At 72.6% G+C, this 26,343-nt stretch carries 21 protein-coding genes; 7 read left to right on the plus strand and 14 right to left on the minus strand.

From position 1 onward, the window contains the following. Nucleotides 1-98: 98 nt before the first annotated feature. Nucleotides 99-1,568, minus strand: a complete 1,470-nt coding sequence (locus DW297_RS13175; protein ID WP_136033114.1) for an MFS transporter — start codon at nucleotides 1,566-1,568, stop codon at nucleotides 99-101. A 61-nt stretch (nucleotides 1,569-1,629) separates the two neighbouring features. Between DW297_RS13175 and DW297_RS13180 the strand changes: the two genes are divergently transcribed. Next, on the plus strand, nucleotides 1,630-2,697 hold the full coding sequence (locus tag DW297_RS13180) for a threonine aldolase family protein (RefSeq protein ID WP_136033116.1): 1,068 nt from the start codon (nucleotides 1,630-1,632) through the stop codon (nucleotides 2,695-2,697). 6 nt (nucleotides 2,698-2,703) lie between these two features. Here the strand turns inward: DW297_RS13180 and DW297_RS13185 are convergent, their stop codons facing one another. The 7 genes from DW297_RS13185 to DW297_RS13215 form a co-directional block, all read right to left on the minus strand. Next, nucleotides 2,704-3,426 (minus strand): FadR/GntR family transcriptional regulator, encoded by a 723-nt coding sequence (locus DW297_RS13185; protein WP_136033118.1) that lies wholly within the window; start codon nucleotides 3,424-3,426, stop codon nucleotides 2,704-2,706. A 14-nt stretch (nucleotides 3,427-3,440) separates the two neighbouring features. Next, the gene (locus tag DW297_RS13190) at nucleotides 3,441-4,883 is read right to left on the minus strand and encodes an aldehyde dehydrogenase family protein (protein WP_136033120.1); all 1,443 of its coding nucleotides are present in this window, start codon (nucleotides 4,881-4,883) and stop codon (nucleotides 3,441-3,443) included. A gap of 1 nt (nucleotide 4,884) precedes the next feature. Continuing rightward, nucleotides 4,885-6,270 carry a glutamine synthetase family protein gene (locus DW297_RS13195; protein WP_168442862.1) on the minus strand — a complete coding sequence of 462 codons (1,386 nt, stop codon included), beginning with the start codon at nucleotides 6,268-6,270 and terminating at the stop codon, nucleotides 4,885-4,887. After that, complete coding sequence (locus DW297_RS13200; protein ID WP_136033124.1) at nucleotides 6,255-7,019, minus strand: SDR family NAD(P)-dependent oxidoreductase; 765 nt, start codon at nucleotides 7,017-7,019, stop codon at nucleotides 6,255-6,257. The genes DW297_RS13195 and DW297_RS13200 overlap by 16 nt, the downstream gene beginning before the upstream one ends. A 32-nt stretch (nucleotides 7,020-7,051) precedes the next feature. Then, the gene (locus DW297_RS13205) at nucleotides 7,052-7,825 is read right to left on the minus strand and encodes a gamma-glutamyl-gamma-aminobutyrate hydrolase family protein (RefSeq protein WP_136033126.1); all 774 of its coding nucleotides are present in this window, start codon (nucleotides 7,823-7,825) and stop codon (nucleotides 7,052-7,054) included. A gap of 14 nt (nucleotides 7,826-7,839) precedes the next feature. Beyond that, entirely contained in the window at nucleotides 7,840-9,324 is a 1,485-nt protein-coding gene (locus tag DW297_RS13210) for an APC family permease (RefSeq protein ID WP_136033128.1), read from the minus strand. A 154-nt stretch (nucleotides 9,325-9,478) separates the two neighbouring features. After that, nucleotides 9,479-10,084, minus strand: coding sequence for a DUF4916 domain-containing protein (locus DW297_RS13215; RefSeq protein WP_136033130.1), 606 nt, complete (start codon nucleotides 10,082-10,084; stop codon nucleotides 9,479-9,481). A gap of 72 nt (nucleotides 10,085-10,156) precedes the next feature. Here DW297_RS13215 and DW297_RS13220 point away from each other — a divergent pair, with 72 nt between their 5' ends. Next, nucleotides 10,157-10,837, plus strand: a complete 681-nt coding sequence (locus DW297_RS13220; RefSeq protein WP_136033132.1) for an alpha/beta hydrolase — start codon at nucleotides 10,157-10,159, stop codon at nucleotides 10,835-10,837. Here the strand turns inward: DW297_RS13220 and DW297_RS19110 are convergent. Next, on the minus strand, nucleotides 10,810-11,157 hold the full coding sequence (locus DW297_RS19110; RefSeq protein WP_205828297.1) for a hypothetical protein: 348 nt from the start codon (nucleotides 11,155-11,157) through the stop codon (nucleotides 10,810-10,812). The genes DW297_RS13220 and DW297_RS19110 overlap by 28 nt on opposite strands. Nucleotides 11,158-11,441: 284 nt before the next feature. On the opposite strand from DW297_RS19110, the gene DW297_RS13230 reads away from it, so the two are divergent. Continuing rightward, entirely contained in the window at nucleotides 11,442-13,136 is a 1,695-nt protein-coding gene (locus DW297_RS13230) for an ABC-F family ATP-binding cassette domain-containing protein (protein ID WP_136033134.1), read from the plus strand. Between the two features lie 49 nt (nucleotides 13,137-13,185). Here the strand turns inward: DW297_RS13230 and DW297_RS13235 are convergent, their stop codons facing one another. Beyond that, nucleotides 13,186-13,881 (minus strand): DUF1361 domain-containing protein, encoded by a 696-nt coding sequence (locus DW297_RS13235; protein ID WP_136033136.1) that lies wholly within the window; start codon nucleotides 13,879-13,881, stop codon nucleotides 13,186-13,188. Further along, nucleotides 13,878-15,860: an acyltransferase family protein gene (locus DW297_RS13240; protein WP_136033138.1), complete on the minus strand. Its 1,983-nt coding sequence runs from the start codon at nucleotides 15,858-15,860 to the stop codon at nucleotides 13,878-13,880. The genes DW297_RS13235 and DW297_RS13240 overlap by 4 nt, the downstream gene beginning before the upstream one ends. Before the next feature lie 126 nt (nucleotides 15,861-15,986). Here DW297_RS13240 and DW297_RS13245 point away from each other — a divergent pair, with 126 nt between their 5' ends. The 4 genes from DW297_RS13245 (at nucleotide 15,987) to DW297_RS13260 (ending at nucleotide 22,692) form a co-directional block, all read left to right on the plus strand. Beyond that, nucleotides 15,987-20,564 (plus strand): ATP-dependent helicase, encoded by a 4,578-nt coding sequence (locus tag DW297_RS13245; RefSeq protein ID WP_136033140.1) that lies wholly within the window; start codon nucleotides 15,987-15,989, stop codon nucleotides 20,562-20,564. Nucleotides 20,565-20,620: 56 nt separating this feature from the next. Then, nucleotides 20,621-21,430 (plus strand): EI24 domain-containing protein, encoded by an 810-nt coding sequence (locus DW297_RS13250; RefSeq protein WP_136033142.1) that lies wholly within the window; start codon nucleotides 20,621-20,623, stop codon nucleotides 21,428-21,430. After that, nucleotides 21,430-22,203: a DNA-formamidopyrimidine glycosylase family protein gene (locus DW297_RS13255; protein ID WP_136033144.1), complete on the plus strand. Its 774-nt coding sequence runs from the start codon at nucleotides 21,430-21,432 to the stop codon at nucleotides 22,201-22,203. The genes DW297_RS13250 and DW297_RS13255 overlap by 1 nt, the downstream gene beginning before the upstream one ends. 81 nt (nucleotides 22,204-22,284) lie before the next feature. Next, entirely contained in the window at nucleotides 22,285-22,692 is a 408-nt protein-coding gene (locus tag DW297_RS13260) for a DapH/DapD/GlmU-related protein (protein WP_136033147.1), read from the plus strand. A 52-nt stretch (nucleotides 22,693-22,744) separates the two neighbouring features. On the opposite strand, the gene DW297_RS13265 is transcribed toward DW297_RS13260, so the two are convergent. From DW297_RS13265 to DW297_RS13275, 3 genes are all read right to left on the minus strand, one after another. Continuing rightward, on the minus strand, nucleotides 22,745-24,313 hold the full coding sequence (locus DW297_RS13265; protein WP_168442863.1) for a metallophosphoesterase: 1,569 nt from the start codon (nucleotides 24,311-24,313) through the stop codon (nucleotides 22,745-22,747). A gap of 143 nt (nucleotides 24,314-24,456) precedes the next feature. Further along, entirely contained in the window at nucleotides 24,457-25,116 is a 660-nt protein-coding gene (locus tag DW297_RS13270; RefSeq protein ID WP_136033150.1) for a LuxR C-terminal-related transcriptional regulator, read from the minus strand. Further along, entirely contained in the window at nucleotides 25,109-26,341 is a 1,233-nt protein-coding gene (locus tag DW297_RS13275) for an ATP-binding protein (protein WP_136033152.1), read from the minus strand. Before DW297_RS13275 ends, DW297_RS13270 begins: the two co-directional genes overlap by 8 nt. Between the last annotated feature and the right edge of the window lie 2 nt (nucleotides 26,342-26,343).

Here is a 26,343-nt window from a genome sequence, read left to right on the forward strand (position 1 = left end):
GCGGGCTGCGGACGCGCGGGCTGCGGACGGCGGGCTGCGGACGGCGGACGGGCGGGCTGCGGGCGGGCGGGCTCCGGGCGGGGCTGCGTCCGTGTGGGTCAGCGGGACTCGGGCGGGATGCCGCGGACGACCGGGGGCGCATCGGGGTGATGGCCGTGCGCGCGGCCGTCGCGCGCGTCGCCCGTCTCCTGCCGCTCACCGAGAGGATCGTGTGCCGCGGGGTCGGTGCCCTCGTCCGTCGCGTCGGGTGCCTGATCCGGCGCCGTCGCGTACAGCTCGGTGAGGTGACGGTACGACCGCGTGAAGAACGCCAGCGTCGCCGCGACGACCATGATCAGTCCGGCGAACAGGCAGATGAGGGCGATGCCGCGCGCCTCGCCCTCGCCGAGCAGCCACTCCCACTGCCGCTGCCCCTCGGCGGTGTCCATGTAAGGGATCACGACGTACTCCGCGATCGGCGCGATGAGGAAGGCCGTGATCGGGGCGGCCGCGGCCTCCATCGCCGCCGCCGTGCCGAACACCCGCCCCTGTCGCGTGAACGGCACGACCTTCTGGATGACCGTCTGCTCGGCGGCCTCGACCGGAGGGACCAGCGCCATGTACACCCACATGCCCAGCACGTACAGCGGCCACCACTCGCGCAGCATGAAGATCGCGCCGAGGAGCCCCATCGCGATCACCACGAGCAGCATCGTGCGCACCGGTTTCTTGCCGAGGCCGAACTTCGCGACCAGCCCGCCGCCGATGAGGAAGCCGGTGGAGGAGAACGCGAGCGCGAAGCCCCACATCTGCGCATCGAACAGCGTGAGACCGTACGGGTCCATGAGCGCCATGTAGACGCCGCCGATGAGGTTGTTGAACGTGGAGAACACGATGAGGGCGAACAGCCCGGGCGCCTGCCGGATGGCCTGCACGCTGCCGCGGAAGTCGACCGCGCTCTTCGCCTCGGGGTCGACCTCCGGCTCGGACTCCGGGATGCGGATGAACAGCAGGTGCGCGAAGGTGAGCGCCATCGCCACGATCGCGATCCCCAGCGTCCACCCCATGCCGAGGAACCCGATCGACAGGCCGGAGAACACGCTCGTGACCAGGAACGCGATGCCCTGCACCGTGCCCACCAGGCCGTTCGCGTTGGCCCGCTTCTCCTCGGGCACCAGCAGTGTCACCGTGGTGGACAGCGCGATGTTGCGCAGCTGCTCGATCACGCCGCCGAACAGGATGATGCCCGAGAACAGCCAGAACCACGGGCCGCCCAGGTCGAGCAGCGCCGCCTCGGGCTGCCACACGTAGAGCACGCCCGCGATCAGGAACGCCACCGCCGAGATGACGCTCGACAGCAGCATGACCCGGTGCTTGCGGTGCCGGTCGACGATCGTGCCGAAGAACATCGCGAAGAACGCGACGAACAGCATGTAGGCGCCGCCGATGATCCCGGTGGCCAGCACCGACCGCGTCTCGATGTACACCCAGAACGTGAGGGCGAACCAGAGGAAGCTCGTCGTCACGTTGGCGATCAACGTGTTGACGAGGACGTTCGCGAAGGCCGTCTTCGCCGCGGTGCGCTCCATGGGTTCGAGGGTAGGGCGGGGCTCGGACATCCGGTAGGGGAACCGCGATTAGGCTTGACCGGTGAGCATCCCCCATGACCCCGCTCTGCGGGGCTTTGCCAGCGACAACTACTCCGGCATCCACCCCGAGGTCCTCGCCGCGATCGCCGCCGCGAACGGTGGCCACCAGGTGGCGTACGGCGAAGACGCCTACACCGCCCGCCTGCAGGAGGTCTTCCAGCAGCACTTCGGCGAGGGCGTCCAGGCGTTCCCGGTGTTCAACGGGACCGGCGCGAACGTCACCGGCCTGCAGTCGATGCTGCCGCGCTGGGGTGCCGTGATCGCCGCATCGACCGCGCACATCAACGTCGACGAGGGTGGCGCGCCCGAGAAGATCGGCGGCTTCAAGCTGCTCACCGTGCCCACCGACGACGGCAAGCTCACCACCGAGCTCATCGACCGCGAGGCGTGGGGCTGGGGCGACGAGCACCGCGCGCAGCCGCTGGTCGTGTCGATCACGCAGTCCACCGAGCTCGGCACCCTCTACACGGCCGACGAGATCCGCACGATCGCCGACCACGCGCACGAGCGGGGCATGAAGCTGCACCTCGACGGCGCCCGGCTGTCCAACGCGGCCGCCGCACTCGACCTCCCGCTGCGCGCCTTCACGCGCGACGTCGGCGTGGACGTGCTGACGTTCGGCGGCACGAAGAACGGGGCCATGCTCGGTGAGGCCATCGTGGTGCTGAACCCCGCCGCCGCCGACGGGCTGCCCTACGCCCGCAAGTTCAACATGCAGCTGTCGTCGAAGATGCGCTTCGTCTCGGCGCAGCTGATCGCGCTGCTCGAGGGCGACCTGTGGCTGCGCAACGCCCGGCACGCGAACGCCATGGCCGCCCGGCTCCGCTCCCGCATCGAGGCGGGGCTCGCCGACGGTTCCGTCGCCGGTGTCGAGTTCACCCAGCCCACCCAGGCCAACGGCGTCTTCGCGACGCTGCCCGAGGGCGTTGCCGACCGGCTGCGCGACGTGTTCCGCTTCTACGACTGGGACGCGGCCCGGCGCGAGGTGCGGTGGATGTGCGGCTTCGACACCGAGGAGTCCGACGTGGACGCCTTCGTCGACGCGCTCGGACGCCTCACCACCGCCTGAGCGGTCTCAGTCGTCGACCACGCGCGTGAACTCCTCGCGCGTGGTGCGCAGGTGCGCGCGCATCGCCGCATCGGCCGCGTCGGCGTCGCCCCGCCGCACGGCATCGAGGATGCGCTCGTGGGCGTGCCAGCTGGACTCCTTCACGAAGTCGAAGCTCATCAGGTCGACGGGCTCGAACATCCGCACGCGCGCCTCTTCCACCGCGTCGCGCACGAACGTGTTGCCCGACGCCGCGGCGAGCGCGAGATGGAAGTGCGTATCGGCGATGCGGGACTCGGCCTTGGTGGCCGCCCCCGCCAGCTCGCTCTGGGCGAGGGCCATCGCCTCCAGATCCGCCGTGCTGCGTCGCGCCGCCGCGAGCGCCGCCCCACCGGACTCGACGATCTCGCGGAACTCGGTGAGCTCGCCGATCTCGGCCGAGCGCCTGCGCACCTCGTCGCGGATGAGCCGCGGATCCAGCGCCGCGTCCTGGACGATCGCCCCGCCGGACGCTCCCCGGGTGATGACGATCTGGCCGCTCCCCTCCAGGATGCGCAGCGCCTGCCGCAGCGTCTCGCGCGAGACGCCGAGCTGCTCCGCCAGACGCCGCTCCGAAGGCAGGCGGTCGCCGGGGCGGATGCGGCCGAGCGCCATCTCCCGGCGCAGGAACCCCGCCACGGCCTGATAGCCCGACACGGGGTGCAGCACGGCGCGGGAGAAGTCGTGCGGCGCGTCGTCACGCTCGCCCATGGCCACTCCTCCGGTCAGAGGGGAAGACCGGCGCGGTCCGTGCCGACGACCTGCTTCCCCGTGAAGAAGTCAAGCACATCGTCGTCGCCGTGCCCGCCCAGGCCGCTCGCGCCGAAGAAGCTCTGCGCGGAGGCCGGCGACATGTCGAGCACACTCGTGCCGTTGACCTTCACCTCGCCCGCGACCAGGCGGGTGCCCAGCGCCGCGGCCCCCTCCTGATCCGCCCCGAACACGTAGCCGGCGAGGCCGACCTGGCCGGTGTTCGCCAGGCGCACGGCCTCGTCCTCGTCGTCGTAGCCGCCCACGAGCAGCATCGGCCCGAACACCTCGTCCGCGAGCCCCGGGCCGTCGAGCACCGCCACCGTGGGGGCGAAGAACCATCCCCGTTCCGGCACCGCGGACACGCGCAGCAGCTCGGCGCCGGCGGCCGCCAGCCGGTCCCGCTGGTCGTCGAGCTCGTCCCGTCGGGCGGCGAAGGCCACCGGACCGACCTCGGTCGCGTCGTCGAGGCTGGATCCGATGGTCCGGCGGGCGAACGCCGCGATGAGCAGACGGGCCAGCTCGTCGCGCCGGGCGCGGTCGACCAGCACACAACGCGGAGCCTCGCACCACTGCCCCGACAGCTTCAGGACGCCGTCGGCGAGCGCCTCCGCCGCCTGCTCCAGGTCGGCGTCGGCCCGCACGATCGCGGCGTTGTTCGAGCCGAGCTCCAGCTGCAGCCGGGCGAACCGGGGCGCGGCCGCGGCGGCGATGGCGCGGCCGGTCGGCGTGGAGCCGGTCATCGAGATCGCGGCGATGCGCTCGTCGGCGACCAGGGCACGGCCGACGCCGCCGCCGCCCTGCACGAGTCCGACGACACCGTCGGGAATGCCCGCCTCGTGCACGCCCTCCAGCAGCAGCTGCGCGCTCCACGGCGAGAACGACGAGGGCTTGAGCACCACGGTCGCTCCGGCGGCGAGCGCGAAGGCGGTCTTCTTCACGGCCATGGCGCTGGGCGCGTTCCACGGCAGGATGAGCGCGGTCGGTCCCCACGGCACACGGTGCAGTCGCACGCCGCCCTGCTCTGCGGGGAGCTCCGCGACGTCCCCGCGGACGGCGGCTCGGCGGCCGGCGTCACGCAGGGTCGCACCGTTGGCCCCGCCGAAGAGCCGTGTCACCGCGAGCGGCACCCCGCTGTTGAGCGCGTCGAGGCGGGCGATCTCCTCGGCACGGTCGTCCAGCCACGCGGCCAGCGCCCCTAGCCGGACCGCGCGCTCTTCGGGAGCGAGACCGCGCCAGCGGCCATCGTCGTGCGCCCGACGGGCGGCGGAGACGGCCCGGTCGACCTGCTCCAGGGAGCTGGAGGCGGTGGGCACGAGGGCCTCGCCGGTGTTCGGGTCGTGCAGCCAGGAGCCGTCGGCCTCCGGACTCTCCTCGGCGACGCCGCCGATCCAGGTGCGCAGGGCGGGGAAGGTCATCTCAGATCCGATCGAAGTAGCGGTGCAGGTCCCAGTCGGTGACGCGGGACATGAAGGTGGACCACTCGTGGTCGAGCAGGATGCGCTGATGCGAGATGAGCTCCGGCGTCAGCAGCTCCTGCACGAACGCGCTGTCGGCGAAGAGCGCTCCCGCCTGCCGCGGGTCAGCGGGCATGGCGCCGTCGCCGGGGAGGTCGTAGGCGCTGCCGCGCACCGGATCGCCGAGCTCGGCCCCCGTCCGCATCCCGTCGCGGGCCGACGCGAGGATGCCCGTGAGCGCGAAGTACGGGTTGGTGTCGGCGCCGGGCAGGCGGAACTCGAACCGGAGCGCCTGCGGCGAGTGGCCGACCACACGCACCGTGGTGGTGCGGTTGTCGAAGCCCCAGGTGCGCCCGCTGCCGGCGACGTCGGTGGAGTTGCTGCGGCGGTACGAGTTGACCGTCGGGGCGTACCACGCCATCAGCGCCGGCGCGTGCTCCAGCGCCCCGGCGATCGCCGAGCGCATGCGGGGGCTGAGGTGATCGGGGTCGGACTCGTCCCAGAACAGCGCCGTGCCCTCGTCGTCGACGAACGACACGTGCACGTGGCACGACGAGCCCGGCTGGTCGTTGAGCGGACGCGCCATGAAGGTCGCCGACATGCCCGCCCGGGCGGCGGTGTCACGCACCGCGAGCTTGTACAGCGCATGCCGGTCGGCCATCTCCAGCGGGTCGCCGTACTCGAACGTCATCTCCCACTGCCCGAGACCCCACTCGCTCTGCGCGGCCTCGACGAGGATGCCGCTCGCGCGCAGGTCGGACCGCAGCCTCTGGAAGAACGGCTCGTAGAGGTTGCCCTCGTGGATCATGAAGTCGGAGGGGGTGAGGGTCGTCGGATCGAGGTCGCGGAACCCCGAGCGGCGCAGCTCCCGCGGGTCGTTGCGGAACAGGTAGAACTCCAGCTCGGTGCCCGCGAGCGGCGTGAGACCGAGGTCGCGCAGGCGCGCCAGCTCCTGCTTCAGGATCACCCGCGGCGACAGCGGCATCGGCTCGTGCGTGTGCACGTCGACCGGGTCGGCGAGGCAGATCGCGACACCCTCCAGCCACGCCGCAGGGCGCAGGGTGTCGAGGTCGGGGAGCAGCGTGACGTCGGGCACGCCGTTGTGCATGCCGCACAGGGCGAAGCGGTTCTGGTCGATCAGCTCGAGCCCCTGATCGATGTCCCATGCCCACGCGCAGGTGCAGATGTCGACACCGTTCGCCACGACCCGGCCGAAGCCCTCGACGGGGATGCGGCGACCGACGAGCCGACCTTGGAGGTCGGGCGTCGCGACGATCACGGTGCGGATCCCCGCGGCCTCCAGTTCGTCCGGCGCCAGGCGCACGTCGTCGATCATCGCGTCAGCCACCCTCCGTCGACGGGGAGCTGGATGCCGTCGATCCAGGACGCCTCGTCGCTGAGCAGCCAGGATACGGCCGCGGCGATGTCGCTCGGCAGGCCCACCCGCGGCACGAGCAGCCGCTGCTTCATGAACTCCAGCGCCTCGGGGCTGGTGACGCTCTCGTAGTCGAAGAAGTCGGTCGCGATGGGGCCGGGGGCGACGCAGTTGACGCGGATGTTCTTGGCCGCGAGCTCGACCGCGAGCGCCTTGGTGAGCATGGGCACGCCGCCCTTGCTGGCGTTGTAGTGCGGCTGCGCGGTGCCGGTGCTGGTCACCACGACCAGTGCCTCCACGGTGGAGAGGTTGACGATGGCGCCGCCGCCCGACTCGGCGATGAGCGGCGCCACCTCCTGCGCCACGAGGAACTGGCCCTTGAGGTTGATGTCGAAGACGAAGTCCCACGCCTCCTCGGTCAGCGTCTCGAACGAGTGCTCGGTGACCACGCCGGCGTTGTTGACGAGCAGGTGCAGGGCTCCCCACGCCTGGGCGGCCTGCGCGACCGCGGCGCGGATCTGCTCGCGCGAGCGCACGTCCACCACCGCCGCGAGCGCCGTGCCGCCGGTCGCCTCGATCAGGCGCACGGTCTCGGCGGCGCCCTCGGCCGAGACGTCGGTGACGAGGATGCGTGCCCCCTCGCTCGCCAGGCGGAGGGCGGTCTCGCGGCCGATCCCGGATCCTGCGCCCGTGATGAAGGCGTTCCTGTCTGCGTGTCGCATGGTGTCTCTCCTTGTTCGTGCGTCTGCGGCGCCTAGGCGACGCTCTCGGTCGCGGGGGTGGGGGCGACCGCGGTGTGCGCGGACGCCTGATCGACGAGCCAGTCGAAGACCGGGTCACCGCCGAAGGTCTCGGGGTGCCACTGCACGCCCACCACCGGCAGCCCGTCGAGCTCGATCGCCTCGACGACGCCGTCGGGCGCCCAGCCGGTCACGGTCACCCCGGCGCCGGGGGCGTCGACCGCCTGGTGGTGGAACGAGTTCACGCGGGTGCTCTCGCCGTAGAGGCCGTGCACGACGCTGCCCTCTGCCGTGCGCACCTCGTGCACCCGGTGGGCGCGGGGGTAGGCGTACGAGCCGTGCGACTCGCCCTCGCCCGCGGCGAGGTGCTGATGCAGGGTGCCGCCGCGGACCACGTTGAGCAGCTGCGCTCCCCGGCACACCCCCAGCAGCGGCAGCGAGCGCTCGATCGCGGCGAGGATCAGCCCCGACTCGAACTCGTCGCGTTGCGGGTCGACGAGGGGCGTGAACGGGCCGGGGGTCTGCCCGTACCGGCGCGGGTCGACGTCGTCGCCGCCGACGATGACGACGCCGTCGAGCCGCGCCACGAGTTCGGCCGGGTCGGCATCCATGGGCAGGTGCACGGGCAGGCCGCCGGCGCGGAGCACCGAGGTGGCGTACTCGCTGAGGTACGCCTCCAGCGGGGCGTCGGCGAAGCCGTACGGGGCGCCGATCGCCGCGCCGCTGGTGCGACGACCGGAGATGCCGATCAGGGGCCGGGGCAGGGCGGGGAGACTGATGATGTCCATCCTTCGGTTCGGGGTCAGGCGTTCTCGTCGAAGCGCCGCACGATCTGGGCGTAGGCCGCCGGTGCGCTCGCCCGCATGATCGCCGCCTGCACCAGGCCGATCACCGGGGCGATGATCACGACGGCGACGAGGGTGATGCTGATGACGCCCCACGCCGGATTGCCGTCGGCGTCGACGTCGCTGACGAGCAGCGGGAAGTTCGCGGCGATGAGCACGGCGGACACCGCCAGCCCGAGCAGGCCGAGGCCGGGGGCGATCACGGTGTGCCAGGGGCTGCGCAGGGCGCGGGTGCGGGCGAAGTACACGATCACGGCGAGGCAGGTCACGGCCATGAGGATCACGATCGCGAGGGTGCCGATGCCGGCGAACCAGGAGAAGATGTTCTCCGGCGCGAAGCCGAGGACGGCGAGCAGGGCGATCGCGACGCCCGAGGTGGCGACCTGCACGAGCGAGGCGACGTGGGGCGATCCGTGTCGGGTGTGCACGCTGCCGACGCGGTCGGGCAGCACGCGGGCGTTGGCCATGGCGTGGTGGTAGCGGGTGAGCACGTTGTGCAGCGAGAGCACCGCCGCGAACATGCTGCCCAGGAACAGCAGGGCCACGGCGACCGAGCCGACCGGGCCGAGGTACTGCTCGGTGACGCGGGTGATGAGGGTCGTGGGGTCGGCGGCGGCTTCGTCGATCACGTCTCCCTCCCCCACGCCGACCACCACGGTCCAGGCGGCGAACGCGTAGAAGACGCCGATCACGATCGCGGAGGCGTAGGTGGCGCGCGGGATGGTGCGCTCCGGCGTGCGCACCTCGTCGCGGTACACCACCGTGGACTCGAACCCGATGAAGCTGGCGATGGCGAACATCAGCCCGAGCGCGGGTGCCCCGGAGAGCACGTTCTGCAGGACGAACGAGCCAAAGGTCACGCCGTCGGCTCCGCCGGTGACGAGGATGACGAGCCCCAGTAGGACGACGATCCCGATCTCGGCGAGCAGCACCACCACGAGCACGCGCGAGCTGAGCTCGATCTGCCGGTACCCGAGCGCACCGACCAGCGCGACCGAGACCAGGGTGAGCAGCCACCAGGGGATCTCGGGCCCGCCGAGCAGCGCGATGCTCGATGAGATGGTGGCGCCGAGGTAGGAGAACACCGCGATCTGCACGGTGGTGTAGCAGACCAGGGCGAGGTAGGCGGCGGCGAGGCCGGGGGTGCGACCGAGTCCGTGCGTGATGAACACGAAGAAGGAGCCGGCGCGGGGCAGGTAGCGGCTCATCGCGGTGAGGCCGACGGAGAAGAGCAGCAGGATCACGGTGGCCACGAGGAACATGACCGGGAAGCCGATCCCGTTGCCGAGCAGGTAGCCGATCGGCACGATGCCGCCGACCACGGTGAGGGGCGCGGCGGCGGCGATCACCATGAAGGTGACGGCCACCGCCCCGAGGTTGCCGCGGAGGTTGCGCTCGCGGGGTTGTTCTGCGGAGGGCGACGTCGTTGTCGAAGCATCCATGTCGAAGCATCCTTTGCCGATTGGATCAATGGTCTAATCTTTAGCCCATTGATCGGCGACAGCGCAAGACTTTTCCACGGACCGGCGATCATCCCCGTCCGCCGAGGCACGACGAACAGCGCGACGCCCCGCTCCCGGGGCCGTCAGCGCGCGGTCAGCGCAGCAGGCCCAGGCTCGCCAGGGCGTGCCGGATGAGCGTGCCCCGGCCACCCTCCATCTCGGCGGCGACCGCGTCGGACGCGGCAGCCTCGGGCGAGAACCAGGTGACCTCCAGCGCGTCCTGCCGCGGCTCGCACGTCCCGGTCACCGGCACCACGAACGCCAGCGACACCGCGTGCTGGCGGTCGTCGTGATAGGCACTGACCCCGGGGATCGGGAAGTACTCCGCCACCGTGAACGGCAGCGGCTGCGGGGGAAGGAGCGGGAAGGCCATGGGCCCCAGATCGTTCTCGACGTGACGGAACAGGGCGTCGCGGATCGTCTCCCCGAAGCGCACGCGACCCGACACGATGGTCCTGGTCATCTCCCCCATCGGCGTGGAGCGCAGGAGGATGCCGATCTCCGTGACCTGACCGGAGCCGTCGGTGCGGACCGGGATCGCCTCGACGTACAGCATGGGAAGGCGTCGACGCGCCTCCTCGAGTTCCACGTCGCTGAGCCAGCCGGGGTTCGCGTCCGGCGCCGGCGGAGTGACGTCGCGGAACGCGCCGAGGCCCTCGTCGTCGGGCTCCGGATCGGGATCGGGTGTGCGCACCGCCATGCGTCCTTTCTATCAGCACCCTCCGACGAGGGACACCGGCGGCGCGTCGGTGTCGCCTGGCAGGATGACGGGGTGAGTGAGATTCTGACGATCGACGACACCGCCACCCGCTGGTCGACGGCGGAGCGCGCCGGGCTCCCCCTCGTGGTCCTGCTGCACGGGTACGGCGCCGACGAGCACGACCTGTTCGGGCTCGTCCCCTACCTGCCCGGCGGACTCGCCGTCGCCTCTGTCGCCGCACCGCTCGCGCCGCCGTGGCCCCAGCCCGGACGCTCCTGGTACCCGATCGAGGGCCTGGACGGGCGCAGCTCGACCGCCGTGACGCTCGCGGCGGAGGCGTTCCTCCGCTGGCTCGACGCCGCGGCGGGCGACGCCCCGTCGGTCGCGCTGCTCGGGTTCTCGCAGGGCGCGGCCGTGTCACTGCAGGCACTGCGGCTCGCGCCGGAGCGCTTCGACGCCGTGGTCGCACTGAGCGGCTATGTCGCACCGGAGCCGCTGCCGGGCGACGACGCGCTGACGGAAATCCGGCCCCGCGTGTTCTGGGGGCGCGGCACGCACGACGACGTGATCCCTCCGGCGCTCATCGACCACACGGCCCAGTGGCTGCCGTCGCACGCCGAGCTGTCCGGCCGCGTGTACAGCGGCCTCACGCACAGCATCTCCGAGGACGAGCTCGGCGACGTGCACCGCTTCCTCACGACCTGGGTCGACGGGATCGACGCGGATCAGGCGGAGGGGTCCCGCCCGTCCTGACCGCGCTCCCCCGGGACTCCCGGGTCGACCGGAGTTCCCGGGTCCGCCGCAGCTTCCGGGCGCTCCCGCTCACCCCCGTCCACCCCGTCCTCCGGATGCCCCGGGTCTCGCTCGCCGTCCGGCCCGCTCGGGTCCGCCCGCCCGGAGCCGCGGAAAGCGACCGAGAGAGCCACGCCGATCGCCAGACCGATGCCGATGCCGAGGGCCCAGTTCTTCATCGCCATGCCGAGGGACACGCCGATCGCCACGCCGAGCGCGAGGCCGACGCCGAGGCCGGTGCGTGCCCGGAGTTCCTCCGGGCTGGGGTTCCGATCCGCCATGCCTCCCACGCTACGCATCCGTCGCGGTGCCGGCATCCCCCGTGCGACGGAGGCGCGACACGCCCGGGAGTTGCGAACGCCGACACGCCCGGGTATCGTCGTGGCGTCCTGTCCGCCGTGTCTGGAAGTCCTTTGATCTGAATCGTCGCCTCCGCGCTCCTCTTTCCGCGCGCTGACCCGACGATCGCCGACTCCCCGGCAGACCCCGCCCTCCGGGTGCGACCCGTTCGCGCCACCCCGGGCCCCGGTGTCAGTGCACCCCCGCACTCGACAGGAGACACCCCGTGTCATACCCCACCACCGTTCATCCCTCGGTCGTGCTCGACCGCCTCACCTACACGTGGCCCGACGGCTCGGTCGCACTCGACGGCGTCTCCGGAGCCTTCGGGTCCGGGCGCACCGGCCTGGTCGGACGCAACGGCGCCGGCAAGTCCACCCTGCTGCGCCTGATCGCCGGCGAGCTCACCCCCACGTCCGGATCCGTCTCCACCTCCGGCGAGGTGGCGTACCTGCCGCAGCAGTTGACGCTCGACGTCGACCGCCGCGTGGCGGAGCTGCTCGGTGTCTCCACCGCGCTCGACGCGGTGCGCGCCATCACCGCGGGCGACGTTGATCCCGCGCACTTCGACGCGGTCGGCGACGACTGGGACATCGAGGCGCGCGCGGAGGCCTCCCTTGCGGAGGCCGGACTCGCCCCCGCGTTCCTCGATCGCACCGTGGGCGAGCTGTCGGGCGGCGAAGCCGTCCTCGTCGCGATCGCCGGGATCCGCCTGCGGCGCGCGCCGATCACGCTCCTGGACGAGCCGACCAACAACCTCGACCGCGACGCCAGGGCGACGCTCGGCGCGATGGTGCAGGCGTGGAAGGGCACGCTCATCGTGGTCAGCCACGACCTGTCGTTGCTCGAGCTGATGGACGACACCGCCGAGCTCTACGGGCAGACGTTGAGCGTGTTCGGCGGGCCGTACTCCGAGTGGCGCGCGTGGCTGGACGCCGAGCAGGACGCGGCGCGGCAGGCCGAGGTCGCCGCGGCGCAGGCGCTGCGCAAGGAGAAGCGGCAGCGCATCGAGGCGGAGGTCAAGCTCGCCCACCGCGCCCGCACCGCCAAGAAGGCCGAGGTCGAGAAGCGCGTGCCGAAGATCATCGCGCACGGCAGGAAGATGGCCGCCGAGGTCTCGGCGGGCAAGCTGCGCACCGAGGTCGGGGCGAAGGAGGAGGCGGCCCGCGCCGCGCACGACGAGGCCGGGCGCCGGATCCGCTCGGACGACACCATGAAGATCGAGCTCCCCGCCCCGCAGGTCTCCCGCGCGCGCCGCATCGCCGAGCTCGGTGACGGCGAGCGCTCCTGGATCGTGCAGGGCCCCGAGCGCGTGGCACTGATCGGTCGCAACGGCGCCGGCAAGACCACCCTGCTCGAACGGCTCGTCGCCAGCGGTGTTCGCGACACAGGAGATCGCGACCCCATCGCGGCGGCTCCACCCGGTGCGGCCGATTCCGGGCCTGACCTCCCGAGGGACGACCGGCCGGAGTTGCGGGCGGAGGCGTTCACCGACCGGATCGGCTACCTTCCGCAGCGCGTGGACGGCCTCGACGAGGGCGCGTCGGTGTTCGACAACATCGCCCGCCGGGCCCCGCACGTGCCGGAGAAGGAGCTGCGCAACCGCCTGGCCCGGTTCCTCCTCCGTGGAGCGACCGTCGAGCGCCCGGTCGCGGCGCTGTCCGGGGGCGAGCGGTTCCGCGTGGCCCTGGCGGGACTCCTCCTGGCGGACCCGGCGCCCCACCTGGTGGTGCTGGACGAGCCGACCAACAACCTCGACCTGGACACGGTCGATCAGCTGGTCGAGGCGCTGCGCACCTATCGCGGCGCCGTGCTCATCGTCAGCCACGATGATGCGTTCCTGCGGCGACTCGACCTCGACCTCACCCTCGAGATCGACGCGGAGGGTGCGCTGCAGGAGACGGCGCTCCCCCCGTCGTGAACGCCCGGGTCCCGCGGCGTCGTCCGGCGGCGCGGGACCCGCACGCGACTCAGACCGACACCGCCAGAGGCAGGGCGACCACGGCGTAGAGGATGCCGAGCAGAAGGGTGTGCACGACGCAGAAGCCCACGGCCTCGGTCACTCGTCCCGGCGCCGCGAAGTGCGCGACGAGCAGCCGCGCGAACCTCATCGGGCGCGCGAGGTCCCACGAGTTGAAGCGGATGTGACGGCCGAGATAGATGCCGAACGACACGAGCACGAGAACGGCGGCGACCACCAGCCAAGAGTCCGCACGGGTGAAGGGGGCGGCGTCGTCCTCGTACCAGATCGCCACCACGAGCATCTGGACCACGAAAACGTTGACGAGCGCGTTCAACACCCCGGACATCGCCAGTGCCAGGGTCGCGACGATGTCGAACCACAGCGGCACCACCTCGCCCTCGCGGCGGTGCGTGAAGTTGAGCTCCGTGATCAGGTAGGCCGAGTTCGGCAGGAGCAGTAGCCACACCACGGCCCCGATCACCAGGATGATCCAGGGGACGGGCGACGAGGCGCGGGCATCGACGGCGACCTCGATGGCGAGGGTGGCCGCCAGAACCAGGGCCGGCGCGGCAGACAGCGCCAGGTTCAGCACCATAGGCCGATACAGCGGAACGCGATACACCGGCGCGCGCAGCAGGACCAGGGCGAGTGCGTACAGGTTCAGGGCGACCACCCCCGCCCCCATCAGCAGGACCGCCGTCACGGCGTCGGCGTGGGGGTCGGGACGGCGTGCGAATCGTCGTGCTGCGTGTCATCGGGACGAGCGGTCGCCGCCGCGGGCTTCTTCGCCGCCTTCGCCGCCTCCCGGGCGGCATCGGCCGCGGCCTTCGCGGCTGCGTCGGCGGCCTGTGCCTCGTCGAGGTGCGCCTGGGCGATCGCCCCCGTGACGACCGCCGCATAGATGTCGCCGCCCGCGGGTTGCGGATGGATGCCGTCGCCGGCGAGGTCGTCAGGGTAGGGCGTGATGGCACCGTCCCAGTCGGCGACCGTGACGTTCGGATACGCGGCGGCGAAGTCGGCGAGCGTCGCGTTGCCGCCCGGGATCCAGCTGCGCTGCGCGTGCGCGTTCACGAACACCAGGGTGCGGTCCGGGCCGACGATCCCGAGGATGTCGGCGAGCAGGTCGGGATCGACGCCGCCGTTGGTCGCCAGGCCCACGACGACCGTCGGACGCAGGGCGCCGTCGTTCGCGAGCGACGACAGGATGCCCGTGGCCGGCCACATGCTGCGCGAGACCTGGGCGTCGATGGCGATGCCGGGCAGCGCGTTCTGCAATTCGGGCGCGGCGGCGAGCATGACCGAGTCGCCGACCGCCGTGATGTCGGTGCCGAGGATGGGCGGCGGCGTCGCCGCGGTACTGGTCGGCGAGGGCGAGGGCGTCGGACCGGAGTCGGCGCCGGAACCCGTCTGCGGCGACGAGGCCGGGGCGGGGGCGGCGTGGGCGATCGCCTCGCGGCCGCGCTCGACGAGGGCCTCGGCCGCCGAGGCGTCGTCATGGCCGATCGCGATGCCCGCGCTCGCGACCGCCAGCACCCCGACCACGAGCGCCGGCAGCACGACGTGTCGACGGGGAAGCGGCGGATGCACGCGCAGGCCGCGCCGGAAGGGTGTCTCGACGAAGGCGTAGGAGAGCGCGGCGACGAGGATGGACAGCGCCGCCGTCACGACCGCGACGAGCAGTGGCTGCGCCGCGAGCGGAGTGGCCCCCAGGATCAGCAGCAGCGGCCAGTGCCACAGGTAGACCGCGTACGAGCGCTCGCCCAGCCAGGACAGCGGGGCCGCATCCAGCACACGGCCGAGCGGCGGCACCGTCGCCGCCGACCAGATCAGGCCGAGAGCGGCGAGGCTGGCCAGCGCGAGGCCGCCGTGCGCGGCAGCGGGAGATGCGTCCGACAGCACCACGGCGAGCGCGACCAGCACGCCGAGCGAGGCGACGCCGAGAGCCGTCCGCGCCACGGCCCGCCGACCGGTGGCCATGCGCACCTCTCCCGCTCCCATCCCGACGGCGAGAGCGACGCCCAGCAGCAGTCCGAACGCGTGGGTGTCGGTGCCGAAGTAGGCGCGGGTCGGCGATCCCAGCGGCGGCGCCGACAGCAGCACCATCGCCCCCGCTGACAGCACGGCCAGCACGAGGGCGAGGACGACGACGGTGCGGCGACGCCAGCGCACGACCACCAGCAGCAGGACCAGCAGCAACGGCCAGATCAGGTAGAACTGCTCCTCGACCGCCAGCGACCACAGGTTGGTGAACAGGTCGGGCTGGTCGGCTTGGAAGTAGTCGCCGTCCGCGGCGATCGCCAGCCAGTTCGAGCTGAACGTGAGAGCGCCGATCAACTGACGCCGGATGCCCGACAACAGGTGCGGAGCGACCAGGAAGGCGAGCGGGATGCAGACGGCCAGCACGAGCGCGAGTGCGGGCAGGATGCGTCGGGCGCGCCGCGCCCAGAACGCACCGAGCGACACCCGGCCGGTGCGCGCGCGTTCGCGCAGCAGGAGTCGGGTGACGATGAAGCCGCTCACGACGAAGAAGACGTCGACGCCGATCAATCCGCCGGGCACCGCGGCGGGGAGGAGGTGGTAGCCGAGGACGGCGACGACGGCCAGGGCGCGGAGTCCGGTCAGCCCGGAGACGCGAGAGGAGGGGGACGCCGAGGCGGCAGAGGAGGAGGCGAGGAAAGGCATGAGGATGGCACTTCGATTCGGACGGTAACACGCTAGACGTTACCCGGTATTCCTGAGTGCCCTCCTGTCGCTCTGGGGCGAGCGCCCGTCGGCCCCAATGTCGGCGGCGTCCACGAAGATGGGGGGATGAGCGATGTGCTCGAACGCTTCACGCCCGCCACCCAGGACTGGTTCCGCGGCGCCTTCACCGCGCCCACTCCCGCTCAGGCGGGGGCGTGGGAGGCGATCTCGGCGGGCAAGCACGCGCTCGTGGTCGCGCCGACGGGCTCAGGCAAGACGCTGTCGGCGTTCCTCTGGGCGATCGACAGCGTGTTCCGCGAGCGCGCCGAGGCGCCCGTGGACGCAGACTCCGGGCGCACGCGCATCCTCTACATCTCCCCGCTGAAGGCGCTGGGTGTCGACGTCGAGCGCAACCTGCGGTCCCCGCTGATCGGGATCGGGCAGTCCGCGCGGCGGCTGGGGCTCGCCGCCCCCGCGGTCACGGTCGGGGTGCGCTCGGGCGACACCACCTCCAGCGACCGGCGCAAGCTCGTGTCCGACCCGCCCGACATCCTCATCACCACACCCGAGTCGCTGTACCTGATGCTCACCAGCCGCGCCGGGGAGACCCTGCGCGACGTGCACACCGTGATCATCGACGAGGTGCACGCCGTGGCAGCCACCAAGCGTGGCGCGCATCTGGCGGTCAGCCTGGAACGCCTCGACGCGCTGCGGGCCGCGCACGGCAACGAGAAGCCGGCGCAGCGGATCGGGCTGTCCGCCACCGTGCGACCCATCGACGAGGTCGCGCGGTTCCTCGGCGGAGCCGACCCGGTCGAGATCGTGGCCCCGCCGGCGTCCAAGACGTTCGAGCTGGGCGTGGTCGTGCCGATGGACGACATGACCAACCCGCCGCCGCCCCCCGGTGCGCCGCCCGAGGCACCGGGGATCGACGCGGAGTACACCGAGGTGACCGGTTCGGTGTGGCCGCACGTGGAGGAGGCGATCGTCGACCGCATCCTCCAGAACAACTCGACCATCGTGTTCGCGAACTCCCGCCGCCTCGCAGAGCGGCTGACCGGACGGCTCAACGAGATCTACTCCGAGCGGATCGGGGTCGCGCTTCCCGAGGCGTCCGTGCCCGCGGCGATGATGGCGCAGGCGGGGGCGACCGCGGGAGCGGATCCGGTGCTCGCCAAGGCCCATCACGGTTCGGTGTCGAAGGAGCAGCGGGCGCAGGTCGAGGAGGAGCTGAAGTCGGGCGTGCTGCGCTGCGTCGTCGCGACCAGCAGCCTGGAGCTGGGCATCGACATGGGCGCGGTCGACCTGGTGATCCAGGTCGAGGCTCCGCCGTCCGCCGCGTCCGGGCTCCAGCGCGTCGGGCGCGCCGGGCACCAGGTGGGCGAGATCAGTCGCGCCGCCCTGTTCCCCAAGCACCGCGGCGACGTGCTGCACACGGCGATCGTCACGGAGCGCATGCTCGCCGGCAAGATCGAGGCCATCCAGGTGCCGCGCAACCCGCTCGACATCCTCGCGCAGCAGACCGTGGCGGCGAGCGCCCTCGGCGCCATCAGCGTCGAGGAGTGGTTCGAGACCGTGCGGCGGTCCGCGCCGTTCCAGTCCCTTCCGCGCTCGGCGTACGAGGCCACGCTCGACCTGCTCGCCGGCCGCTTCCCCTCGGACGAGTTCGCCGAGCTGCGGCCGCGTCTGGTGTGGGATCGCGACGCGGGCACCCTGACCGGTCGCCCCGGGGCGCAGCGCATCGCGGTGACCAGCGGCGGCACGATCCCCGACCGCGGGCTGTTCGGGGTGTTCGTCGCGGGCGAGTCGACCGGGGCGCGGGTCGGAGAGCTCGACGAGGAGATGGTGTACGAGTCGCGCGTGGGCGACGTGTTCACGCTCGGCACCACGAGCTGGCGCATCGCCGAGATCACCCACGACCGCGTGAACGTGATCCCCGCGTACGGCCAGCCGGGCAAGGTGCCGTTCTGGCACGGTGACGGGATCGGCCGGCCGTACGAGCTCGGTGAGGCCCTCGGCGCGTTCTCCCGCGAGGTGTCGTCCGCCTCACCGGAGAAGGCGCAGCAGCGGCTGATCGAGGCCGGGCTCGACGAGCAGGCGCGCGCCAATCTGATGGCGCACCTGACCGAGCAGCGCGAGGCGACGGGCACCCTGCCGACCGACCGCACCCTCACGGTCGAACGCGGTCACGACGAGGTCGGCGACTGGCGCGTGATCCTCCATTCCCCGTACGGCATGAAGGTGCACGCGCCCTGGGCCCTCGCGATCAACGCGCGGGTGCGCGAGCGGCTGGGCGTCGAGGGCTCCGCCGTGGCGAGCGACGACGGCATCATCGTGCGCATCCCCGACGCCGAGGCCGAGCCGCCCGGCGCCGAGCTGTTCGTGTTCGACCCCGACGAGCTGGAGCAGCTGGTCACGCAGGAGGTGGGGGGTTCGGCGCTGTTCGCCTCCCGGTTCCGCGAGTGCGCGGCGCGGGCGCTGCTCATGCCCCGCACGAACCCCAACCGGCGCACGCCCCTGTGGCAGCAGCGGCAGCGGTCGGCGCAGCTGCTCGAGGTCGCCCGCCGGCACCCCACGTTCCCGGTGATCCTGGAGACACTGCGCGAGGTGCTGCAGGACGTGTACGACCTGCCGTCCCTGCGCAAGCTCGCGACCGCGATCGGCGACCGCCGCGTCCGGCTCGTGGAGACCCAGCCCGGCCAGCCCTCCCCCTACGCCCGCGACCTGCTGTTCGGGTATGTCGGCGCGTTCATGTACGAGGGCGACTCGCCGCTGGCCGAACGCCGGGCGGCCGCCCTCTCCGTCGACCCCGCACTGCTGGGCGAGCTGCTGGGCACGGTGGAGCTGCGCGAGCTGCTCGACCCCGACGTGATCGCGCAGTTCGAGCGCGAGGCGCAGCGCCTCGACCCCGAGCGGCGGGTGCGCGGTCTGGAGGGCGTGGCCGACCTGCTGCGCATGCTGGGCCCGCTCGACGCCGACGAGGTGTCGGCGCGACTCGACCCCGACTCGACCGCCGGCGCCAGCGCCGCGACGCTGCTGGACGAGCTGATCGGCGCCCGCCGTGCCATCCCGGTCACCGTGGCCGGTGTCGCCAGGGTGGCCGCGATCGAAGACGCCGGTCGGCTGCGCGACGCCCTCGGCGCGGCCCTGCCCACGGGGATCCCGGTCGCGTTCCTCGAGCCGGTCGCCGATCCCCTGGGCGACCTGGTGGCGCGGTACGCCCGGACGCACGGGCCCTTCACGACCACGGCGGTCGCGACCCGGTTCGGTCTCGGCGCCGCGGTCGCCCGGCACACGCTGCAGCGCCTGGAGACGAACGGTCGTCTGACCAGCGGCTACTTCCTGCCGACCGCGGCGGGCAGCGGCGACGACCTCGAGTGGTGCGACACCGAGGTCCTGCGGCGGCTGCGCATGCGCTCGCTCGCGGCGATCCGCGGCTCCGTCGAGCCGGTGTCGCCGGAGGCCTACGCGCGATTCCTGCCCGACTGGCAGCACCTCGGTCGGCCGCTGGAGGGCATCGACGGCGTGCTCACCGTGATCGAGCAGTTCGCGGGCGTGCCGATCCCCGCGAGCGCGTGGGAGTCGCTCGTGCTGCCGTCGCGGGTGCGCGACTACTCCCCCGCGATGCTCGACGAGCTCACGGCCGCGGGCGAGGTGATCTGGTCGGGCCACGGCACGCTTCCGGGCCGCGACGGCTGGGTGTCGCTGCACCCCGTCGACCTCGCCCCGTTCACGCTTCCCGAGCCCGACGCCGAGATCGCCGCGGACTCCCTGGAGGCCCGGCTGCTCGACGCCCTCGCCGCGGGCGGCGCGTACTTCGCGGCGCAGCTGAAGGACATGACCGGAGCCGAGAACGAGCAGTCGGTGCTCGAGGCGCTGTGGGCCCTGACCTGGTCGGGGCACGTGACGAACGACACCTTCGCGCCCATCCGCTCGCTGCTCGCGGGCGGGTCGCAGGCGCACAAGGTGAAGCGGCGTGCCCCCCGCGCGCGCACCTACCGCGGGATGTCGCTCACGCGCACGGCACCGCGGCCGACCTCGATCGGCGGACGCTGGTCTCTGCTGCCGGCGATCGAGACGGATGCCGCGCGACGCGCCACCGTGACCGCCGGGCTCCTGCTCGACCGCTACGGCGTGGTGACCCGCGGCGCGGTGCAGGCGGAGGGCGTGCCCGGCGGTTTCGCCCAGGCGTACCGCGTGCTGGCGGGCTTCGAGGAGGCGGGACACTGCCGCCGCGGTTATGTGATCGAGAAGCTCGGCGCCGCGCAGTTCGCGGCCTCGGCGACGGTCGACCGGCTGCGCACCTACGCGGGGCTCGCGGATCCGCCGCCCCGCACGGCTGTGACCCTCGCGGCCACCGACCCCGCGAACCCCTACGGCGCCGCGCTCGGCTGGCCGAAGCTCGACGGCGTGTCGCACCGGCCCGGGCGCAAGGCGGGCGGTCTCGTGGTGCTGGTCGACGGCGCGCTGGTGCTGTCGCTCGAGCGCGGCGGGCGCACGGTGCTGTGCTTCACCGACGACCCCGAGGTGCTGCGCGCCGCGACCGCCGACCTCGCGGCGACCGCCCGCGACCGCCGCCTCGACACCCTCACGGTGGAGAAGGTCAACGGCGAGGGCGTCTACGGCACCGAGCTCGCGGCCGCCCTGCAGGAGGCCGGGTTCGTGCAGACACCGCGGGGGTTCACGCTCCGCAAGGCCGTCTGAGCACTCCCGCGCGCTCGTCGCCGCCACCCCGCCCGCCCGACACCTACCCTGGAGCCATGGTCAGAGAGTTCAGCGCCGGCGTCCGCACCCTGTTCCGCGGCTTCGGTGTATGGCGCACGCGCCCGGGGCTCATGGCGCTCGGGCTGATCCCCGCGGTGATCGCCGTGATCGTGCTGGCCGCCGCGATCATCCCGCTCATTATCGGGATGCCGTCGATCTCGTCCTGGCTGACGCCGTTCGCCGACCGGTGGGACGAGCCCTGGCGCGGTCTGCTGCGCACGGCCGTCGGTCTCGTAGTGGTCGCGGCCGCCCTGGCCCTGGCCAGCTCGGTGTTCAGCGCCCTCACCCTCACGATCGGCGACCCGTTCTACCAGCGCATCTGGCACGCGGTCGAGGTCGACCTCGGCCACCCGCCCGCGACGGACGGCGGCGGGTTCTGGACCACCGTCGGCGAGGGCCTGCGGCTGGTGGTCCTCGGCATCCTGATCGCGCTGCTCGTGCTGGTGCTCGGCCTGATCCCGGCGGTCGGCGGCGCCCTGGCCCCGGTGATGGGCGTGATCCTGACCGGACGGCTGCTGGCGCGCGAGCTGACCGGGCGCGCGTTCGATGCGCGTGAGCTCAGCCCGTCCGACCGCGCTGTCCTGTTCTCCGGCAGCAGGGCGCGCGTGCTGGGCTTCGGCGTCGCGACGCAGCTGTGCTTCCTGATCCCCGGCGGCGCGATCGCGGTGATGCCCGCTGCGGTCGCCGGGAGCACGATGCTCGCCCGCGACATGATGACCCGCCGGCCCCTGCCCGCGGCGACCGCCCCGTCCGACGCCGCCGCTCCGCCCGCCGTGGCGCCGCCCTCACCGGACGGGAGGCGCTGATGCCCGAGGGCGACACCGTCTTCCGCACCGCACGGCGTCTCGACGAGGCACTGGCGGGTGCCGAGGTCACGCGCTTCGACCTGCGCGTGCCCCGCTTCGCGACGGTCGACCTGACCGGACAGCGCGTGCACGCGGCGGTGCCGCGCGGCAAGCATCTGCTGCTGCGCATCGGTGACAGCACGCTGCATTCCCATCTGCGCATGGACGGCGCCTGGTTCGTGTACCGCGCCGGCGAGAGGTGGCGGCACCCGGCCTTCAAGGTGCGCGCGATCGTGGGCACCGCCGAGCGTGAGGCCGTCGGCGTGGACATCGCGGAGGTCGAGGTCGTCCCCACCCGCGACGAGGGTGAGCTGGTGGGCTACCTCGGACCGGATCCGCTCGCCGCGGACTGGGATGCGGCCGAGGCCGTGCGACGACTCGGTGCCGACACCCGCAGCATCCACGTGGCGCTGCTCGACCAGCGAAACGTGGCCGGGTTCGGGAACGAGTACGCCGCGGAACTCCTGTTCCTGCGCGGAATCCTCCCGACGACGCCGACGGCGGACGTCGACGTGGCCGCGCTGCTCGACCTGGGTGTGCGCACCATCCGCGCGAACCGCGACCGCCGCCACCGCACCTTCACCGGCATCGATCGTCCGGGCCAGGGGACATGGGTGTACGGACGTGCCGGACGCCCGTGCCGCCGCTGCGGCACCCTCATCCGACGGGGCGAGCAGGGCGCCGATCCCACCCGCGAGCGCATCACGTTCTGGTGCCCGCGCTGCCAGCGCTGAGCCGCATCCATCCGGGGGAATGAAAACACCCCGCCCGTGGTTGTTGATATATCCGGAGAACTCCGGAACACGGGAGGAATCGTGGGCAAGAACTACGTCGACATCGAGAACGACCACGGGGCGACGCTGCGGTACCGCAAGCACGCCAACGGTCGGGGTCTCGTCGCGCACGGCGCGAAGGTGCACCCCAAGGCACACATCGAGGCGGGCGCCTACATCGAACCCGGCGCGCGCGTCGGGGCGGGAGCCATCATCGCGCGCGGGGCGTGGATCGACGAAGACGCCGTGATCGGCGAGGGCGCGTACATCGACGCGCACGCGCACGTGGGACCGGGGGCGGCGGTGGGCGACCACGCGCACGTCGGCGTCCGCACCGACATCGGCCCCGGCGCCCGCATCGTTCCCGGCGCCCGCATCGGCGACGACGAGACGGTCGCCGCCGGCCTCACGGTCGCCACGGATCAGAAGGGCCTCTGGCTGGCCGCCTGACCGCGACTCGGGCAGGGCCGGGCCGCACCGGGCGTCACCGCCCGGCGGCCGGTCACTCGCCGTCGGACGAGGATCGCCGACCCGTCATCACGAGGTCGAACGTGCTGCTGTTCGTGCCCAGGTAGTTCACGTGGACGGAGGCGGCCACGACGTTCTCGCCGTCGTGCAGCAGGCCGCGCGGCACGGTGAACGTCACGGGGTCGTCCGTGGCGTTGTCGGTTGAACGCCCGACGTCTGCGAACGTCTCACTCGTGGGCTTCTTCGACGCGAGGTGCGAGGTGCCGATCAGGGTGCCGTTGACCCAGACCGCGACGCCGTCATCGGCCCTCGTGCTCACCGTCACCGTCGACAGCTCCTCGACGTCGTCCAGCTCCACCGTCTTCCGGAACAGCATCGCCCGCGCGCGGTTCTCCGGCGGCGGGCCGAGGTCGATCGGCGTCTGCACGCCCTTGCCCCACCCGAGCGGGGCCGCGCCGGTCTGCCAGTCGTCGTCGTCGAACGCCGCGCTCTTCCACCCGCGCGGCCACGCGCCGAGCTCGTTCCACACCTTCCAGTCCGACCCGCCGCGCAACAGCACCCGGTCGTCCGTCGGCGTGAGGTCGAGCGGGAGCGCGAAGCGGCCGTCGTCGTCCTTCTCGTACTGCCGCAGCGTGGGCGAGTACGTGTGGGCATCGACCGTGCCCGCGGCCGGGTCGACGGTGTAGTACCGCAGCCACCCGTCGCCGCCGTTGGCGCGGCCCTGGTAGTTCGACAGGATCTGCGGCACGGGGCGCCCGCACGCGTTGAGGTCGCTGCGCCGCGCCTCGCCCGCGTCTCCCACCGCCCAGTGCCCGTTGACCACCATCGCGATGGAGCAGTTCTGCGAGATGAAGTCCCGCCACAGGTCGACCTCGGTCACCGGGGTCACGTCGGTGCGCTCGGTGGCGGTCGACCGCGCGCCGCCCGTGGTGATGAGACCGTGGACGGCCAGGATCACCGTCCGGTCGGGGTGCGCGTCGATCACGCGCTGCGCCCACTCCAGTGCGTACGCGGGCGTCTCGTACTCGAGGCTGAGCAGCAGCAGCTTCGTGTCGCCCACGGTCAGCAGGCTGTAGTTGTCCTTGTTCTGGCGGTCGATGCCGTCCGGTCCGAACCGGTCCTGGCCGAGGTACCCGCCGTACGACACCGTCGCGCTGTTCCAGGTCGCATCGGCGTAGCGGCTCGGCGGGAAGTACTCGTCGTACGTGCTCGACTCGCCCGTCGTCACGTCGAGGTCGTGGTTGCCCGGCAGCACGGAGCTGGGCACCCCGGCGTCGTCGAGGATCGCCATCGCGCGGCTCGCGCGCTCCCACTGGTGCACGTCGGGCCAGGAGTCGACGAGGTCGCCCACCTGGATCACGAACTTCGTGTTGAGCTGCTCACGGGTGTCGACGATCCACTGCGTCTGCGCGTTCAGGCTCTGCGCGAGCTCGTCCGAGACGGTGTACTTCTGCGTGTCGGGCAGCACCACGATCGTGAAGGGCTCCGGGCGCTCGCGCTCGTCGTTCCCGGCGCTCGTGATCGCCGCCGGGGAGGCCAGCACGAGTCCCCCGAGCACGGCGAGCACCCCGCCGAGCACCCGCACACCGCGGCTCCTGCGCATCGCAGAGCGCATCTCCCCACCCCCGTTCGCCGTCGATCCCCACGATCGACCGCCCGCCCTCTCCGTCCCACAGCGGAGGTGCATCCAGGGTCACAGGTCGGACGCCGAATGCACAACGGGCAGTATGACAGGGTCACGCCCGATCAGAGCAGTCGGCGCTCCGACGCCCACGCCGTGAGCTCGTGCCGGGACGACAGCTGGAGCTTGCGCAGCACCGACGACACGTGCGTCTCGACCGTCTTGATGGAGATGAACAGCGCGGCGGCCACCTCCTTGTAGGCGTAGCCGCGGGCGATCAGCCGCATGACCTCCTGCTCGCGCGCCGACAGCCGATCGAGCTCGTCGGTCGCGGTGGCCGTCTCCCCGGCGACCGCGCCGAAGGCATCGAGCACGAACCCGGCGAGGCGCGGCGAGAACACCGCGTCGCCCTCCGCGACCGCGTGCACGGCCGCGCTCACCTCGCCGCCCGACGAGCCCTTCGTGATGTAGCCGCGGGCCCCGGCACGGATCACCCGCACCACATCGGCGGCGGCATCCGACACGCTCAGCGCGAGGAACCGCGTGCTCGACGGCAGCGATCCGCGGATCACCGCCTCTCCCCCGGTCGCGTCGTCGCCCGCACCACCGGGAAGGTGCACGTCGAGCAGCACCACGTCGGGCTGCGTCTCGGCGATCACCGCGACCGCGGATGGCACGTCCGCCGCCTCGCCCACCACGGTCACGCTCGCGTCGAGGTCGGCGCGCAGCCCGGAGCGGAAGATCGAGTGGTCGTCGACGATCACGACGCGGATGCTGTCAGCCACGGGTCTCCTGTCCGAGCGGGGTGCGGTCCTGCGCGGGAACCGCCGGCAGGGTGAGGTGCACCTCGGTGCCGCCGTCGTCGCTGCGCACCGCGCCCGACCCGCCCACCCTGCGCATGCGGCCGATGATCGACTGGCGCACGCCCAGGCGGTCGCCGGGCACGTCGTCGAGGCGGAAGCCGCTGCCGCGGTCGCGCACGTACACGTCGACACCCCGCGCGCTGCCCTCGATGTACACCGCGACCTCGCCGCCCGCATGCCGTGCCGCGTTCAGCATCGCCTCGCGGGCGGCCGCCGCCAGCTCCCCGCTCGCCCGCTCCGCGGACAGCCCGGCCGACACCACCTCGATGCGCACCGGGTGGTCGAGCTCGAGCGCGGCAGCGTAGTCGCGCAGGTCGGTGGACAGGTCGCTGTCGGCCGGGGCGTCGCCGTCGTACAGCCAGGCGCGCAGCTCGCGCTCCTGCGCGCGGGCGAGCCGGGCGGCCTCGCTCGATGCGCCGGCGCGGTTCTGGATGAGCGCGAGCGTCTGCAGCACGGAGTCGTGCAGGTGCGCCGCCATCACGCTGCGCTGCTCCTCCCTGATGCGCCGGATGCGCTCGCCCGCCAGCTCGCGCCACCGCGGGATCAGGGCCGACGCGACCACCGCGATCAGCCCGCCGAGCGGCAGCAGCGCCAGGGCCACCCCGGAGCGGGCGATGGGCCACGACAGCAGCAGCAGCGAGACGAGCCCGAGAAGCAGCACGGCGAGGATCCGCACCCACACGGTATGCCGGGGGCCGCGGGCCGTGTCGGTGCGGTCGATCAGCGTGGCCCAGAGCCCGGCGGCGGTGGCCCCGAGGGCGGTGCCGCCGACGACCACGGCGGCGACCGAGGGCGGGATCGACCCGTCGAGCGCCTCGCTCCCACCCCGCCACACCACGATCACGAGGGCGCCCACCGCGGCCGGGGCGAGCAGCAGCCACGCGACGGGAACGCGACGGGTGGGCGCGGCCTCCCCCTCCGCCCACGGCATGAAGGCCCAGCACCACGCATACAGCAGCACGCCGGCGCCGCCACACAGCGTGAGCGCGAGGAACAGCGCCCTGACCATCCACGCGCGCACACCCAGGTGGCGCGCGAGCCCGGCGCTCACCCCGGCGACCAGGCAGTCGCGGTCGCGCGCCAACGGCGGCCGCGTCGACACGGGGACGCGACCGGCGGGCGCGGGGGCGGACGCCGAGGAGGACATAC

Origin of the sequence: Microbacterium sp. PF5 (genome assembly GCF_004794315.1) — a bacterium.
Taxonomy (GTDB): Bacteria; Actinomycetota; Actinomycetes; order Actinomycetales; family Microbacteriaceae; genus Microbacterium; species Microbacterium sufflavum.

What these genes read in the sequence shown, in the direction of transcription:
- DW297_RS13250 (WP_136033142.1), top strand. Translation starts at nt 20,621, where the DNA reads ATGGTCAGAGAGTTCAGCGCCGGCGTCCGCACCCTGTTCCGCGGCTTC.
- DW297_RS13255 (WP_136033144.1), top strand. Translation starts at nt 21,430, where the DNA reads ATGCCCGAGGGCGACACCGTCTTCCGCACCGCACGGCGTCTCGACGAG.
- DW297_RS13190 (WP_136033120.1), bottom strand. Translation starts at nt 4,883, where the DNA reads ATGACCTTCCCCGCCCTGCGCACCTGGATCGGCGGCGTCGCCGAGGAG.
- DW297_RS13200 (WP_136033124.1), bottom strand. Translation starts at nt 7,019, where the DNA reads ATGCGACACGCAGACAGGAACGCCTTCATCACGGGCGCAGGATCCGGG.
- DW297_RS19110 (WP_205828297.1), bottom strand. Translation starts at nt 11,157, where the DNA reads ATGGCGGATCGGAACCCCAGCCCGGAGGAACTCCGGGCACGCACCGGC.
- DW297_RS13240 (WP_136033138.1), bottom strand. Translation starts at nt 15,860, where the DNA reads ATGCCTTTCCTCGCCTCCTCCTCTGCCGCCTCGGCGTCCCCCTCCTCT.
- DW297_RS13215 (WP_136033130.1), bottom strand. Translation starts at nt 10,084, where the DNA reads ATGGCGGTGCGCACACCCGATCCCGATCCGGAGCCCGACGACGAGGGC.
- DW297_RS13185 (WP_136033118.1), bottom strand. Translation starts at nt 3,426, where the DNA reads ATGGGCGAGCGTGACGACGCGCCGCACGACTTCTCCCGCGCCGTGCTG.
- DW297_RS13245 (WP_136033140.1), top strand. Translation starts at nt 15,987, where the DNA reads ATGAGCGATGTGCTCGAACGCTTCACGCCCGCCACCCAGGACTGGTTC.
- DW297_RS13175 (WP_136033114.1), bottom strand. Translation starts at nt 1,568, where the DNA reads ATGGAGCGCACCGCGGCGAAGACGGCCTTCGCGAACGTCCTCGTCAAC.
- DW297_RS13205 (WP_136033126.1), bottom strand. Translation starts at nt 7,825, where the DNA reads ATGGACATCATCAGTCTCCCCGCCCTGCCCCGGCCCCTGATCGGCATC.
- DW297_RS13210 (WP_136033128.1), bottom strand. Translation starts at nt 9,324, where the DNA reads ATGGATGCTTCGACAACGACGTCGCCCTCCGCAGAACAACCCCGCGAG.
- DW297_RS13275 (WP_136033152.1), bottom strand. Translation starts at nt 26,341, where the DNA reads ATGTCCTCCTCGGCGTCCGCCCCCGCGCCCGCCGGTCGCGTCCCCGTG.
- DW297_RS13265 (WP_168442863.1), bottom strand. Translation starts at nt 24,313, where the DNA reads ATGCGCAGGAGCCGCGGTGTGCGGGTGCTCGGCGGGGTGCTCGCCGTG.